Genomic DNA, 15,126 nt, shown 5'->3' with positions numbered 1-15,126 from the left:
TTAGCTATTGAGATCAATTATCATCTGCGCCTTCTTGCTACCCACAGGGTAGTTGTTTCAATGTGTCACCCGAGGCGCCCATGTACCGTTTTTCGTTTCACCGCCCTTTGATTGCCCTCAGTCTGGGGCTGGTTACCCACTCCGTTAACGCCGCACTGCAACCCATGGCCGAAGCCCCGCTGGCCGGCGACACCGAGTTGCATTGCCACTTCAACCGCGATGCCAGTACCGACTGCACCACCACCTATCACTACACAATCCTTGCGCCCAACGGCCGCGAAATACTCTCGCGTATCGACTTCGATTACTCCGAAGGCGACACCTTTGAAGTAATCAGCGCCCAATCCACCCAGCCAGGCGCCAGGCCGATCGCGCTGGATGCTGCGCAAATCGACACCCGCACCGCGCCCAACCCGGACCAGGGCTTTCGCCGCGACAAACAGACCTCCCTGGCCTTTCCGAACCTGCGCGTCGGTACACAGATTCGTTACACCGTGCGCGAACATCGCGCGGCCAAGCCGCTGATGACCCAGTTTCACTACGCCCTCAAGTTCGGCCCGAGCGCTGTCCGTCGCGACCACGTCAAGGCACGCTTTACCGCTGAGCGACCGATCCAGTGGCGCAGCGAACTGTTCGACGATTTCACCGTGACCGCGTCGGCCGACGGCAAGACCCTGGACGTGGTACAAAAAGCCCCGATTTACCTCAACTACATCAATGAATCCCCTGGCGCCGCACTGTTGCGCATACCGCGCCTGGAAGTGGGCAGCGCCCTGGATCGCCAAGCGTATTTCGGTGATTTCGCCCAACGCTACAACCAGATCCTCGGGGCCACCCTGCCAGCGCAAAGTGCCGCGGCCGTGGCCGCCGCGCGCGGTTTACCGCCGGCTGAACAAGTCGCCGCCCTGATGCAGCACATCAATGATCACTACCGCTACCTGGGCGACTGGCGCGCTACAGAGCGCGGCTATGTGCCGTTCAATCTGGCTGAAATCGAGCAGCATGGTTATGGCGATTGCAAAGACCTGGCGATCCTGCTGACCGCCATGCTCAAGGCCAGCGGCATCAAGGCCGAGACGGCGTGGGTCAGCCGTGGCGAAGTGGTGGATTCCTTGCTGATTCCCGGCACCAACGCGCCGAACCACGCCATCGTTCGCGCCGAAGTGGATGGCCAGGTCTGGTGGCTCGACCCGACCAACCCGGTGTTCGCCCCAGGCCAGACGCTGCCCGACATCCAGGACCGCTGGGTGTTGGTCAACGACGCCCAAAGCCAGGTGCGCGAAGAACATATCCCGCTGGAGCGTCCCGAAACGAGCATGCGTCTGAACAAGCAGGTGCACTACGACAAGCAAGGCAACGGCGCGACTCAAGCCACCATCGTCTTCAGCCGCCTGCCGCTGATGCAAATGAGCGTGTCCGACCGCCAACAAGGCACCACCGCCACCGACCAAGAGTTCTGCGCGCGCTTCGGCAACGAGATCAGCGACTGCCACATCACCCGCCCACCCACAGCGTTTGTGGTGCACGACGGCTACACCGTCAGCGCAACCTTGAACGACCATCGCGCCCTGGAAAAACTGGCGAATGACTACGTCTATACCGACGAGTCACTCAAAGGTCTCTGGAACGGCTTTATCAACTATCGCCGCCACGGCCAACAAGCAGATCTCTACATGGGCAACCCGGAAACCCACGACTACAGCTTCGTGCTGACGGGCGGGAAGATGGAAAAAGCGATCCCCGGCTGCCAGGTACGCTCGCCGTGGTATGACCTGGATCTGGAAGGGCAACGCACGGATGACGGGTTGCGTTACCACTATCGTCTGAGCCAGAAGACGCGTTGGTTGACCCACGCTCAAATCACCAGTGATGCGTTTGGCAAGATGATTGAAGATGCGCGGGCCTGTGCCGAACAGGTGCATCAGGTGGTAAAGCTCTAACCCCTGCCTGACACCACACAATCAACCTGTGGGAGCGGGCTTGCTCGCGAACGCGGTGGCTCAGTTAATACATTTACTGACTGACACGCCGCTTTCGCGAGCAAGCTCCGCCCACAGGTTCATCCGGTTTCTTCAACTGGATTCGCCGAGCAGCAAACCTTGCTCACGCGCGCACAATTCCACCACGTAATCCCACAACACGCGCAGCCGCACTGACTTGTGCAGCTCACGGCGCGAGCTGATCCAGTAGCTTCGCTGAATGCCCTCCCCCGGCAGCAACGGCACCAGGTCCGGATCGCCGGCAGCCATGAAGCATGGCAACACGGCAATCCCCAATCCCGAACGCGCAGCCTGATGCTGGGCGATCACGCTGGTGCTGTGGAACACCACCTTGGGGTTTCGGCAAAAGCTGCTGAGGAGTTTAAGTTCCTGGCTGAACAGCAGGTCGTCCACGTAATCGATCCAGGCGTGGGCGGCGAGGTCTTCGCGTTTCTCGATCGGCGGGTTACGGTCCAGGTAGCCACGGCTGGCGTAAAGCGCGAGGCGATAGTCGGTGAGTTTGCGCGTGACCAGTTGATCGACGCTGGGTCGTTCGAGGTGGATGCTGATTTCCGCTTCGCGGTTGAGGATGCTGACGAAGCGCGGCACGGCCACCAGTTCCACTTCCAGCCCCGGATAACGCTCAAACAGCCCGCCCATGCGACTGGCGAGGAACATCACGCCTAACCCTTCGGCCACACCCAGACGAATCTTGCCCAAGGGCGCGGCGCGATGGGTGAGTTCGTCTTCGGCCAGCAGCGCAACGTTTTCCATGGCTTCGGCGTGTTTGAGCAGGGCTTCGCCGGAGGGCGTCAGCTCGTAGCCCTGCGCGTGCTGGACAAACAACGCGGTGCCGAGGCTTTTCTCGATCGCCTCGATGTGACGGGCCACAGTGGCGTGGGTGGTTTTCAGGCGCTGCGCGGCGGTGAGCAAGCGGCCACTGCGTTGCAACTCAAGAAAAAACCGCAAGTCATTCCAGTCGAACATGTCGTCTCCGTTGCGAGAGCCTGAGCCGCGCTGTTTAAAAACGCACAGCAGCTGGGTAAAAACTAACATTTTTAAGACGAAAACTAACAACTAGGATGGAGCCAATAAGAAAAACAAGCGAGACCTCAGATGCCCATTGCAGCTGCTGAATACGATTACGTGGTAGTAGGCGCCGGCCCCGCAGGTTGCCTGCTGGCCAATCGACTGTCCGCCAACCCCGCCCACCGCGTGCTGCTGCTTGAAGCCGGTGGCCGCGACAATTACCCCTGGATCCATATCCCCGTCGGCTACCTGTTTTGTATCGGTAACCCTCGCACCGACTGGTGCTTCAAGACCGAAGCCCAGGAAGGCCTGCAAGGCCGTGCACTGAGTTACCCACGAGGCAAGGTGCTGGGTGGCTGCTCGTCCATCAACGGTATGATTTATATGCGCGGCCAGGCCCGGGATTACGACGGTTGGGCAGCGCAAGGCAACGCCGGCTGGGCCTGGAAAGATGTACTGCCGCTGTTCAAGCAGAGCGAAAACCATTTTGCCGGTGGCTCGGAGTTTCACAGCGACGGCGGGGAATGGCGCGTTGAGCAACAGCGCCTGCACTGGCCGATCCTGGATGCCTTTCGCGATGCGGCGGCGCAAAGTGGCATTGCGCCGATCAGCGACTTCAACCAGGGCGATAACGAAGGCTGCGGCTACTTCCAGGTCAACCAGAAGGCCGGGGTACGCTGGAATGCGGCCAAGGCATTTCTCAAGCCGATCCGCCAGCGGCCTAACCTGACGGTGCTGACCGAAGTGGAAGTGGACCGTGTGGCGCTGGAAAACGGCCGCGCATCGGCGGTAGTCGGGCGTCAGCACGGCCAGCCGGTGAGTTGGAAGGCGCGCAAGGAAATCCTGCTGTGCGCAGGCTCCGTCGGTTCACCGGGCATCCTGCAGCGCTCGGGGATCGGCCCGTCGAATGTGCTCAAGCCGCTGGGCATCGACGTGCTGCATGAACTGCCCGGCGTCGGCGGCAACCTGCAGGATCACCTGCAATTGCGGCTGATCTATAAGCTGGAAAACGCGCGAACCCTGAACCAGATCGCAGGCACCGTGTGGGGCAAAATGGGCATGGGCCTGCGCTATCTGTATGACCGCAGCGGTCCACTGTCGATGGCGCCCAGCCAGCTCGGCGCCTTTGCTCGCTCTGACCCGGAACAGACCTCGGCCAACCTTCAATACCATGTACAACCGCTGTCCCTGGAGCGCTTTGGCGAGCCGTTGCATGCATTCCCGGCATTCACCGCATCGGTCTGCGACCTGCGCCCGCAGAGCCGTGGCCGTATCGATATCCGCTCGGCAAACCCGGCGGATGCGCCATTGATCCGGCCCAACTACCTCAGCCATCCGCAAGACCTGCGGGTAGCCGCCGACGCGATCCGCCTGACGCGCCGCATTGTCGCCGCACCGGCTTTGAGCGCGTTCAAACCGGTGGAATACCTGCCTGGCGAGTCGTTGCAAACCGAAGAACAACTGCACGAAGCCGCCGCGCGTATCGGCACGACTATTTTCCACCCGGTGGGCACCTGCCGCATGGGCAGCGACACCGACGCCGTGGTCGACGCCCAACTGCGCGTGCATGGGGTGCCCGGCCTGCGCATTGCCGATGCCTCGGTCATGCCCCGCATCACATCCGGCAACACCTGCTCACCTACACTGATGATTGCGGAGAAAGCCGCGCAGTTGATCCTTTCGCCGAACACAAGGAGCCTCGCCCCGCAGAAAGAAACGGTTCATGCAATCTGAATAGCGGCGCCACACCCGGCGCCGACAGTGGAACAACAATAAATAATCACTGTGAGGGATACCCGATGTCAGAACACGCTCAACCCCTGGGCTCCGCGGTCCGCGCGAGCACCGGCAGCGAATCAAGGAAAGTCATTTTCGCCTCGTCCCTGGGGACGGTGTTCGAGTGGTATGACTTTTTCCTGTACGGCGCCCTGGCGGCGGTGATCAGCAAGCAGTTCTTTGCCGGGGTCAACGACACCACGGCGTTTATCTTTGCCCTGATGGCCTTTGCCGCCGGTTTTGTCGTGCGGCCGTTTGGCGCGCTGGTGTTCGGCCGCCTGGGCGACATGATCGGGCGCAAGTACACCTTCCTCGTCACCATTATTTTGATGGGCGTGGCGACATTCTGTGTCGGACTGTTGCCCACCTACGCCAGCATCGGTATTGCGGCGCCGGTCATCCTGATCGCGCTGCGCATGTTGCAAGGCCTGGCGTTGGGCGGTGAGTACGGCGGCGCAGCCACCTATGTGGCCGAACATGCGCCCGCCGGTAAACGCGGCTTGCACACCAGCTGGATTCAATCCACCGCCACCCTCGGTCTGCTGCTGTCGCTGCTGGTAGTGCTGGCCTGCCGTTACTTCACCGGCGACCAGTTCGAAGTGTGGGGCTGGCGTATTCCGTTCCTGTTTTCCATCGTGCTGCTGGGCATTTCCACCTGGATTCGCATGAGCCTGCATGAGTCACCCGCGTTCCTGAAAATGAAGGAGGAAGGCAAGGCCAGCAAGTCGCCGATCCGCGAGTCCTTCGGCAAGTGGGAAAACCTCAAGGTGGTGCTGATCGCGCTGTTCAGCATCAACGGCGGGCAAGCGGTGACCTTCTACGCGGCGCAGTTCTACGTGCTGTTCTTCCTCACGCAGTTTTTGAAGATGGACCCGGCGCTGGCCAACATGCTGTTGATCATCAGTGTGGTGATCGGCGCGCCGTTCTTTATCCTGTTTGGCTGGCTGTCGGACAAGGTCGGCCGTAAGCCGGTGCTGATGCTCGGCTTGCTGCTGGCCACCGTGCTGTATTTCCCGATCTTCAAGGGGCTGGCGCACTACACCAACCCGGCGATGGACCAGGCCAGCCACCAGGCCCCGATTACCGTGCTGGCCGACCCGGCCACGTGCACCTTCCAGTTCGACCCGGTGGGCAAGGCGCGTTTTGACAGCCCGTGCGACAAGGTCAAGACCTTCCTGGTCAAGCAGGGCCTGCCGTATAGCAGCGCGGTAGCCCCGGCGGGCAGCCCGGTACAGGTGAGCGTCGGTGACGTGCGCATCGATGGCTTCGACGAAGCCGCCCTGCGCGGCGCGGTGACCCTGGCCGGTTACCCGACTTCGGCGGACATGGCCCAGGTCAACAAGGTGATGGTGGTGGTGCTGATCGTAGCGCTGATCCTGATCGCCGCCATGTGCTACGGCCCGCTGGCGGCGTTGATGGTAGAGCTGTTCCCGACGCGTATCCGCTACACGTCGATGTCGCTGCCCTACCACATCGGTAACGGCTGGTTTGGCGGGTTCCTGCCGACCGTATCGTTTGCCTTGGTGGTGTACACCGGCGATATTTTCTATGGCTTGTGGTACCCGGTGGTCGTGACCGGGGTGAGCTTGATCGTGGGGTTGTTCTGCCTCAAAGAAACGCGGAATGTGGACATCGATAACAACTGAGTCAGCTTCAAGGGGCAAGCTGCAAGCGGCAAGTAGGAGCTGATCGGCCTCTACTTGCAGCTTGTAGCTTGAAACTTAAAGCTGTACATCCATACAGATAATGGTTGCTCAAATCCTTCTGACTAAGCATCCTGCAAGGCATCAACCCGATGTGATGTGATGACCATGCGGCTGTACCTCTGTGAAAAACCCTCCCAGGCCAAGGATATCGCGGCCGTACTCGGCGCCAGTCGCCGTGGCGATGGCTGCTGGCTGGGCAATGGCGTCACAGTGACCTGGTGCATCGGCCACCTGCTGGAAACCGCCCCGCCCGATGCCTACGACGCCAAATACAAGCGCTGGGTGCTGGCCGACCTGCCGATCGTCCCGGAAAAATGGAAGATGCTGGTCAAGCCCAAGACCGCCAGCCAGTTCAAGGCGGTCAAGCGTTTGTTGGGGGAAGCGCAGGAGCTGGTGATCGCCACCGACGCCGACCGTGAGGGCGAGATGATCGCCCGTGAACTGGTGGAGCATTGCCGTTACCGCGGGCCCATCCAGCGGTTGTGGCTGTCGGCGCTGGATGACGCCTCCATTCGCAAGGCCCTGGCCGCGCTCAAGCCGGGCGCCGAGACCTTCAGCCTGTATCACTCGGCCCTCGGCCGCTCGCGCGCCGACTGGCTGATCGGCATGAACATGAGCCGTTTGTTTACCTTGCTCGGGCGCCAATCCGGTTATCAAGGCGTGTTGCCGGTGGGCCGGGTGCAAACCCCGACGTTGCGCCTGGTGGTGGACCGCGACCGCAGCATCGCAGACTTTGTGCCGGTGGCTTACTGGGCCATCGATGTCGACTTGCGCCATGAACGCATGACCTTCACCGCGCAATGGCGCGCCAGCGAGGACGCCTGTGATGATCAGGGCCGCTGCCTGAACCCCCAGCTGGCTCGGGAAGCGGCCGATGCGATGACCAATGCCGGGACTGCGCGCCTGATGAAACTGCGCACCGAACGCATGCGCGAGGTAGCCCCCCTGCCCTTCGACCTCGGCACATTGCAGGAAATCTGCTCCAAGAAGCTCGGCCTCGGCGCCCAGGAAACCCTGGATGTCGCGCAATCCCTTTACGAAACCCACAAGGTCATCACCTACCCGCGCAGTGACTGCGGCTACTTGCCGTTAAGCCAGCACGGCGACGCGCCAAAGATCCTCGCAGCGTTGGGCCGTGCGGATGCGGCGGTGAACGAGCTGATGCCGCATATCGACCCGCAACGCCGTTCGCGGGCCTGGAACGACGCCAAGGTCAGCGCGCACCACGGCATCATTCCTACCGGCGCAGGCAAGGATGTCGGGCAGCTCACCGGCAAACATCGTGCGGTCTATACCCTCATTCGTGCGCGTTATCTGGCGCAGTTCCTGCCCAACCATGAATACGATCGTACCCAGGCGGATTTCGACTGCGCCGGCCAGGCGTTGCGTGCAGTCGGCAAGGTCATCATCGAGCCGGGCTGGAAACGCGCGCTGCCCGAAGCGCTGGCGCCCGCCAAAGGCCGAGAGGCCGCCGCGCCACAAGCGTTGCCGACGCTGGTGCAGGGCCAGGATTATGCGGTGGCCAAGGTCAACCTCAAGGACCTCTGGACCCAACCGCCCAAGCCATTCACCGAAGGCGACTTGATCAAAGCGATGAAAAACGTCGCCAAACTGGTGGAAGATCCGCTGCTCAAGCAAAAACTCAAGGACACCACCGGCATCGGCACCGAAGCCACGCGCGCCGGGATCATCCAGGGCCTGCTGGACCGTGGTTACCTGGTCAAAAACGGCAAGGCGCTTTCAGCCACTGCGGCGGCGTTCAGCCTGATCGACGCGGTGCCACGGGCGATCGCCGACCCCGGCACCACCGCGATCTGGGAGCAGGCACTGGACATGGTGCAAAGCGGTGAAATGAGCCTGGAAGAGTTCGTCGCCAAGCAGGCCGCCTGGATGAGTAAACAAGTGGCGCGCTGCAATGGCATGCGCATGACCATCAGCGGCCCGGCCAGCCCTGCGGGCCGAGGCGCTACGCCGTGGAAAAAGAAACGCAAGAGCACACCGCGCAAAACGACAGCCACCCCCACCAAGCGCGCGAAAAAACCGACAAATGCTGGATAACGTCGAAAAAATCCGGCGAATGACGTTTTTCGACGGGTTTAACGCCGCTTTGGACCTTGCTCCGCCGTGGGCCGTCTAGGATTCTGTAGGTGACCCGCTGACTTCCTAACAACAACACCGGAGTGGCCGCCATGAAAACCGTTGCACAAGTGCTCAAAGCCAAGGACCAGAAGAATCACGACGTCCACACAATCCAATGGGACCACACCGTGTTTGAGGCACTGGTGCGGATGTCCGAGAAGAACGTCGGGGCCTTGCCGGTCGTCAAAGAAGGCACGGTTGTAGGGATCATCAGCGAACGTGATTACGCACGTAAACTCATCCTCAAAGGCTTATCGTCGGTCACCACAAGGGTTGATGAGGTGATGAGTTCACCGGTGATAACCGTCGATACCCATAAAAGTGTCGAGGAATGCATGAACATCATGACCGACAGTCACCTGCGCCATTTGCCGGTTGTCGAAGACGGCAAACTGCTGGGCCTGCTCTCCATCGGTGACCTGGTCAAGGAAGCCATTGCCGAACAGGCTGACCTGATCAAGCAACTGGAGCAGTACATCCGCGGCGAATAGGAGACCCCATGCTCGACACGCTGGAATATCAACAGGACCACCTCGATACCCTGCACCGGGCCATGGCTGAACGGCGCTTTTTGGTGTTGACCGGCGCGGGGATCAGTACGTCGTCGGGTATCCCTGACTATCGCGACAGCGAGGGCGTGCGTCGAGGCAAGGCGCCAATGATGTACCAGGAATTCCTGGCCACCCCTCAAGCGCGGCGCCGCTACTGGGCGCGAGCGATGCTGGGTTGGCCACGGGTACGCATCGCCCAACCGAACAAGGCTCATTGGGCGCTGGCGACATTGCAGCAACGTGAGCGCATCAGCGGGTTGATCACGCAAAACGTCGATGCCTTGCATGACCAGGCGGGCAGCCATGAGGTGATCGAGCTGCATGGCAGCCTGCATTGGGTGCTGTGCCTGGATTGCCAACAGCGCAGCGAGCGCGATGTGATCCAGCGGGTCATGGAAGATCAGAACCCGTACCTGGCCGGTGTTGATGCCGTGCAGGCGCCCGATGGCGATACGCTGCTCGATCCTGCCTTTGAAGAACGCTTCCAGGTCCCCCACTGCCCTTACTGCAACGGCCAACGGCTGAAACCGGATGTGGTATTTTTTGGCGAGAACGTCGCCCAGGCAACGGCGGCCAAGGCAATGGCCGCTGTGGCACACGCCGAGGGCTTGCTGGTAGTGGGCTCATCGCTGATGGCCTACTCAGCGTTCCGCCTGTGCAAAGCAATGGTGGAACAAGGCAAGCCAGTGATTGCCATCAACCTGGGCAAGACCCGTGGGGATGAGCTGTTGCAGGTAAAGATCGAGGCCTCATGCGAGCGGTTGTTGCCCTTGCTGGTCGAGCGATTGGGACAGTAGGAACACTGCAGATCAAAAAATGTGGAAGCGGGCTTGCTCGCGAAAGCGGATTGTCAGTTAACAAATGTTTAGCTGACCCACCGCATTCGCGAGCAAGCCCGCTCCCACAGGGTTCGTATGTTGGTTCGACTATCGTGCCCTTCGACCAACCGCACAAAAAATGACGCCCGAGTCACGTTTTCCCGCATTCTCCCGTCCCTGCTGCGATTTATGTAGTGCTCTAAAAAAATCACTACATAACCGTTGACGTAACCTTTTTGTCCTTGCATTATCGAGACGTCTCCCGGATCGGGAGCGTTGGTAACAAGCGTTTTGAACAAGCTCGTCTGACCGCCGAGCTGTTTTTTCCGGATGGGCACTGCCCACAAGGCAGATTGATGAAGCTGACCGGCTCGAAAGAATCGGTACAAGGGGCTCAAACGCTGCTTGTCTTCGTTATGAAACCATTGCGTAGCAGTTCATCAGCAAGACTACATGCATCAGGTTCAAGACCCTGCCCGTATTCGGCAGACCGTCACTGACGCCCGGTTTTCGGAACCGGAGACAACTAAGCAGTATTAACGAATCAACTGATAGATCGCCAACTGGTCAAGGGGCTTACACATGAATCTGAACAACCAACCTACTATTGATGAATTGGCTGAGATGTTCGCAGCGCAGAAAGACAAACTCGACGACCATATCCTGTGGATTGGTAAATCGGGCGAAGTCAATATTGACTGCCTGGCGCCCCATACCGAAGAAGCCGAGTTCGACCGCAATCACCATGAACTGGCGGCACGCCTGAAGATGTACCGCCGCGGCCAGGGTTATGTTGGCAAGAAAGCGGCTGCCGATCGCAACTTTATCGAGCAAGTTTTCCATACACTTAATACCGAATGGCAGCACCTCAAAGGCCAGTCGCAGGTTAAAGTGATTGATAGATACTGCTGATAAAAGAGTCACTTAATTTTGAGCCCGCTCGTTTATTCGAGCGGGCTTTTTAATACCTGATTTTCAAAAACCTTATACCCGTGCGGGAAACCTGCCCTTCGCCGCTTCATCGCGAAAAATATCAAACAACACCTGCGCCGCCGCCGACAATTCATGCCCGGGTTTGGTCAGAACACCAATGGGCCGCTCGATCACCGGATCACTCAACGTAATGCAATGGGCACCCGCCTCCTCCATCTGTCGTGCGCACAATGCCGGTACGGCGCTGACGCCCAGGCCGCTAGCAACCATCTTGCCCACCGTTGCCAGTTGATGGCTCTCCAGCGCTACCGGCAATTTCATCTGCAAGGCGCCCAAGTGTTCCTCCAGCATCACCCGCACCGTGGAAGGCCGTTGCAAGGTAATGAACGGTTGCTCCAATAAGGTTTTCCAGTCGATTTCGGCACACTGTGCCAAGGGCGAGTCACCCGGCACCACGGCTATGAACCGGTCCAGGTACAACGGTGTGAATGCCAATGACGAACCTTCCGAGGGTTCGAACGCCACGCCCAATTCCACCTGACGGTCGCGGACCATCTCCAGTACCTGCTCGTTGATCAGGTCATGCACCGTCACGTTCACCTGAGGGTAACGTGCGCGGAATATCTTCAGAATCGGCGGCAGCAGGTTGCCCGCAAACGATGGCATGGCAGCCACTGTGACCCGGCCACGCTGCAGGGTGAAGCGCTGGCGCAGCTCGTCCTCGGCGTTGTCCCAATCCGCAATCAAGCGCCGCGCAAGGGGTAACAACGATTCACCTTCAGGCGTGAGCGCGACGTTGCGGGTATTACGGCTGAACAGGCGGCCACCCAAGCCCTCCTCCAGCCCTTTGATCGTCAGGCTCAGCGCCGATTGGGAAAGGTGCAGGCGCTCGCAGGCAGCGGCGAAACTCAGGCTCTGGGCCACGGCGAGAAAGGCACGCATCTGTTTAACGGTCATGAGGTTGCTCCGAACGACGGGTGGACTATGCTGTTTTCTAAATCAATCAACCTTAAAAAACAACTTAACAAATCAATCCGTCAGCGCAACACTCGGCTCATTGGCTGGCCCACAAACAATAAAAGAGGTGCATATGGCAGGTTTCGATAAACGCGTGGCGTCCTATGAAGAAGCACTGGCAGGCCTGGAAGACGGCATGACGGTACTTTCCGGTGGTTTTGGCCTGTGCGGCATTCCGGAAAACCTCATCGCCGAGATCAAACGCAAAGGCACCCGCGACCTGACGGTGGTTTCCAATAATTGTGGCGTCGACGGTTTCGGCCTGGGCGTGCTGCTGGAAGAAAAGCAGATCCGCAAAGTGATCGCCTCCTACGTCGGTGAAAACGCCCTGTTCGAGAAGCAACTGCTCAGCGGCGAAATCGAAGTAGTGCTCACCCCACAAGGCACCCTCGCGGAAAAAATGCGCGCAGGCGGTGCCGGCATCCCGGCTTTCTTCACCGCCACCGGCGTCGGCACCCCGGTTGCCGAAGGCAAGGAAACCCGTGAATTCAACGGTCGCCCGTACCTGATGGAAGAGTCCATCACCGGCGACTTCGCGATTGTCAAAGGCTGGAAAGCCGACCACTTCGGCAACGTCATCTATCGTCATACCGCCCAGAACTTCAACCCGCTGGCCGCCACCGCCGGCAAGATCACCGTGGTCGAAGTTGAAGAAATCGTCGAACCGGGCGAGCTGGACCCGGCGCAGATCCACACCCCTGGCATCTACGTCGACCGGATCATCTGCGGCACCTTCGAGAAGCGCATCGAACAGCGCACTGTCCGCAAATAATCCTCCAGCCCAAATAATAAGGAGACAAAAAATGGCTCTTACCCGCGAACAAATGGCTCAACGCGTCGCCCGCGAAATGCAGGATGGTTTCTACGTCAACCTCGGCATCGGCATTCCGACCCTCGTGGCCAACTACATCCCCGAGGGCATGGAAGTGATGCTGCAATCGGAAAACGGCCTGCTGGGCATGGGTCCGTTTCCGACTGAAGAAACCATCGATGCCGACATGATCAACGCCGGCAAACAGACGGTGACTGCGCGCATTGGCGCGTCGATTTTCTCCTCCGCCGAGTCCTTCGCGATGATTCGCGGCGGCCACGTCGACCTCACCGTGCTCGGCGCGTTTGAAGTCGACGTACACGGCAACATCGCTTCATGGATGATCCCCGGCAAACTGGTCAAAGGCATGGGCGGCGCCATGGACCTGGTGGCCGGCGCGGAAAACATCATCGTCATCATGACCCACGCCTCCAAAGACGGTGAATCCAAGTTGCTCAGCCAATGCAGCCTGCCGCTCACGGGCGCCAATTGCATCAAGCGTGTACTGACCGATCTTGCCTACCTGGAAATCGAAAATGGCGCTTTTGTCCTCAAGGAACGCGCACCTGGCGTCAGCGTTGAAGAGATTGTGAGCAAGACCGCCGGTAAACTGATCGTCCCGGACCACGTTCCAGAAATGCACTTCCAGTGAGGACAGATTCCATGCAAGACGTCGTGATTGTTGCTGCCACCCGCACCGCCGTGGGCAGCTTTCAAGGTTCGCTGGCCAGTATCCCGGCGCCGGAACTGGGCGCGGCCGTGATCCGTCGCCTGCTGGAGCAGACCGGCCTGGACCCCGCTCAGGTAGATGAAGTCATCCTCGGCCAGGTGCTCACGGCCGGCAGCGGCCAGAACCCCGCGCGCCAGGCGTCGATCCTCGCCGGCCTGCCCCATGCCGTGCCGGCCTTGACCCTGAACAAGGTGTGCGGTTCTGGCCTCAAGGCGCTGCACTTGGGCGCCCAGGCGATTCGTTGCGGCGACGCTGACGTGATCATCGCCGGCGGTATGGAAAACATGAGCCTGGCGCCGTACGTGTTGCCCGCTGCGCGCACCGGCTTGCGCATGGGCCACGCCAAGATGATCGACAGTATGATCACCGACGGCTTGTGGGATGCGTTCAACGACTACCACATGGGCATCACCGCCGAGAACCTGGTGGACAAATACGGCATCAGCCGTGAAGCCCAGGACGCCTTCGCCGCTGCCTCCCAGCAGAAAGCCACTGCGGCGATCGAAGCCGGCCGGTTTGTCGATGAGATCACGCCCATCCTGATCCCCCAGCGCAAAGGCGACCCGGTGGCCTTCGCGGTCGATGAACAGCCGCGCGCCGGCACCACCGCCGAATCCCTGGCCAAGCTCAAGCCCGCGTTCAAAAAGGACGGCAGCGTCACCGCTGGCAACGCCTCCAGCCTCAATGACGGCGCGGCGGCGGTACTGCTGATGAGCGCTGATAAAGCCAAGGCGCTCGGCCTGCCCGTTCTGGCGCGTATTGCCAGCTACGCCAACGCCGGTGTTGACCCCGCCATCATGGGCATCGGCCCGGTCTCGGCCACGCGCCGCTGCCTGGGCAAAGCCGGCTGGAGCCTGGGCGACCTGGACCTGATCGAAGCTAACGAAGCCTTCGCCGCGCAATCCCTGGCGGTGGGCAAAGAGCTGGAGTGGGATGCGGACAAGGTCAACGTCAACGGTGGCGCTATTGCCATCGGCCACCCGATCGGCGCCTCAGGCTGCCGTGTGCTGGTGACCCTGCTGCATGAAATGATCAAGCGCGATGCCAAGAAAGGCCTCGCGACGCTGTGCATCGGTGGCGGTCAAGGCGTAGCCCTCGCCCTCGAACGCAGCTGATTCAAGAGCAACATGGAAAAGGCCCGGTTCCACGAAAACCGGGCCTTTTCTTTGGGCAGCATTCCTGAAAAAACACGGTAATGATTTCAGTGTCAGTCGGTACGAGGCACCGCAAACACCGCACTCGCCCGCGCCACGACCTTCTCCCCCACCTGCAAGCTCGCCGTGGCAAACGCCATCTGCCGACCACGTTTATGATGTTCCAACCGCACCACCATCCACTCACCCACCTGCACCGCGCCCAGGTAGTCCAGCGTCATGCTCGCGGTAATTAACGGCAACGGTGGTTCACTGGAAAACGCCATCGCATACCCCATGCCGATATCCGCCAGAGTCGCCAACACCCCACCGTGCACCGTGCCGCGCCCATTGGCGTGGCGGTTGTCGGCGCGCAGGCCGATTTCCAGTTGCAAACCTTCACCCCGGCAATAGGCCGGGCCTAACAAGTCGAGCAACGGGCTGCTGCGCGGTAGCGAGACGAACCCTTGGGGCACGGCGTGAGCGATCATGGCGAGTTCTTCC

At 60.3% G+C, this 15,126-nt stretch carries 13 protein-coding genes; 10 read left to right on the top strand and 3 right to left on the bottom strand.

Going from position 1 to position 15,126, the window contains the following annotated elements; translation table 11 throughout:
* The first annotated feature begins 80 nt into the window (after positions 1-80).
* Entirely contained in the window at positions 81-1,940 is a 1,860-nt protein-coding gene (locus A7J50_RS10850; protein WP_064451780.1) for a DUF3857 domain-containing transglutaminase family protein, read from the top strand.
* A 132-nt stretch (positions 1,941-2,072) separates the two neighbouring features.
* Here A7J50_RS10850 and A7J50_RS10845 read toward each other — a convergent pair whose 3' ends face one another.
* Positions 2,073-2,966 (bottom strand): LysR family transcriptional regulator, encoded by an 894-nt coding sequence (locus A7J50_RS10845; protein WP_064451779.1) that lies wholly within the window; start codon positions 2,964-2,966, stop codon positions 2,073-2,075.
* A 129-nt stretch (positions 2,967-3,095) separates the two neighbouring features.
* Between A7J50_RS10845 and A7J50_RS10840 the strand changes: the two genes are divergently transcribed.
* The 6 genes from A7J50_RS10840 to A7J50_RS10815 all read left to right on the top strand — a co-directional run bounded on the left by A7J50_RS10840 (position 3,096) and on the right by A7J50_RS10815 (position 10,910).
* Complete coding sequence (locus A7J50_RS10840; protein ID WP_064451778.1) at positions 3,096-4,742, top strand: GMC family oxidoreductase; 1,647 nt, start codon at positions 3,096-3,098, stop codon at positions 4,740-4,742.
* Positions 4,743-4,807: 65 nt separating this feature from the next.
* On the top strand, positions 4,808-6,430 hold the full coding sequence (locus tag A7J50_RS10835) for an MFS transporter (protein WP_064451777.1): 1,623 nt from the start codon (positions 4,808-4,810) through the stop codon (positions 6,428-6,430).
* A 165-nt stretch (positions 6,431-6,595) separates the two neighbouring features.
* Positions 6,596-8,548 (top strand): DNA topoisomerase III, encoded by a 1,953-nt coding sequence (locus tag A7J50_RS10830; protein ID WP_064454902.1) that lies wholly within the window; start codon positions 6,596-6,598, stop codon positions 8,546-8,548.
* Between the two features lie 131 nt (positions 8,549-8,679).
* Positions 8,680-9,120 carry a CBS domain-containing protein gene (locus A7J50_RS10825; protein WP_064451776.1) on the top strand — a complete coding sequence of 147 codons (441 nt, stop codon included), beginning with the start codon at positions 8,680-8,682 and terminating at the stop codon, positions 9,118-9,120.
* A gap of 8 nt (positions 9,121-9,128) precedes the next feature.
* Positions 9,129-9,977, top strand: coding sequence for an NAD-dependent protein deacetylase (locus A7J50_RS10820; protein WP_064451775.1), 849 nt, complete (start codon positions 9,129-9,131; stop codon positions 9,975-9,977).
* Positions 9,978-10,580: 603 nt separating this feature from the next.
* A complete protein-coding gene (locus A7J50_RS10815) occupies positions 10,581-10,910 on the top strand; it encodes a hypothetical protein (RefSeq protein WP_053255450.1) in 330 nt (109 codons plus the stop codon).
* Between the two features lie 72 nt (positions 10,911-10,982).
* On the opposite strand, the gene A7J50_RS10810 is transcribed toward A7J50_RS10815, so the two are convergent.
* Positions 10,983-11,888, bottom strand: coding sequence for a LysR family transcriptional regulator (locus A7J50_RS10810; RefSeq protein WP_064451774.1), 906 nt, complete (start codon positions 11,886-11,888; stop codon positions 10,983-10,985).
* Positions 11,889-12,021: 133 nt separating this feature from the next.
* On the opposite strand from A7J50_RS10810, the gene A7J50_RS10805 reads away from it, so the two are divergent.
* The 3 genes from A7J50_RS10805 to A7J50_RS10795 are packed head-to-tail and all read left to right on the top strand — an operon-like array spanning position 12,022 to position 14,604.
* Positions 12,022-12,720 (top strand): CoA transferase subunit A, encoded by a 699-nt coding sequence (locus A7J50_RS10805; RefSeq protein WP_048729618.1) that lies wholly within the window; start codon positions 12,022-12,024, stop codon positions 12,718-12,720.
* Between the two features lie 31 nt (positions 12,721-12,751).
* Positions 12,752-13,411, top strand: a complete 660-nt coding sequence (locus A7J50_RS10800; RefSeq protein WP_032886654.1) for a CoA transferase subunit B — start codon at positions 12,752-12,754, stop codon at positions 13,409-13,411.
* 11 nt (positions 13,412-13,422) lie between these two features.
* Positions 13,423-14,604, top strand: a complete 1,182-nt coding sequence (locus A7J50_RS10795; protein WP_064451773.1) for an acetyl-CoA C-acetyltransferase — start codon at positions 13,423-13,425, stop codon at positions 14,602-14,604.
* A gap of 92 nt (positions 14,605-14,696) precedes the next feature.
* Here the strand turns inward: A7J50_RS10795 and A7J50_RS10790 are convergent, their stop codons facing one another.
* Positions 14,697-15,113 carry a PaaI family thioesterase gene (locus tag A7J50_RS10790; RefSeq protein WP_064454901.1) on the bottom strand — a complete coding sequence of 139 codons (417 nt, stop codon included), beginning with the start codon at positions 15,111-15,113 and terminating at the stop codon, positions 14,697-14,699.
* Positions 15,114-15,126 lie beyond the last annotated feature (13 nt).

It is taken from the genome of Pseudomonas antarctica, assembly GCF_001647715.1.
Classification (GTDB): Bacteria; Pseudomonadota; Gammaproteobacteria; order Pseudomonadales; family Pseudomonadaceae; genus Aquipseudomonas; species Aquipseudomonas antarctica_A.
The sequence above is the reverse complement of the archived record's forward strand: the minus strand, read 5'-3'. Positions and strand labels throughout refer to the sequence as shown.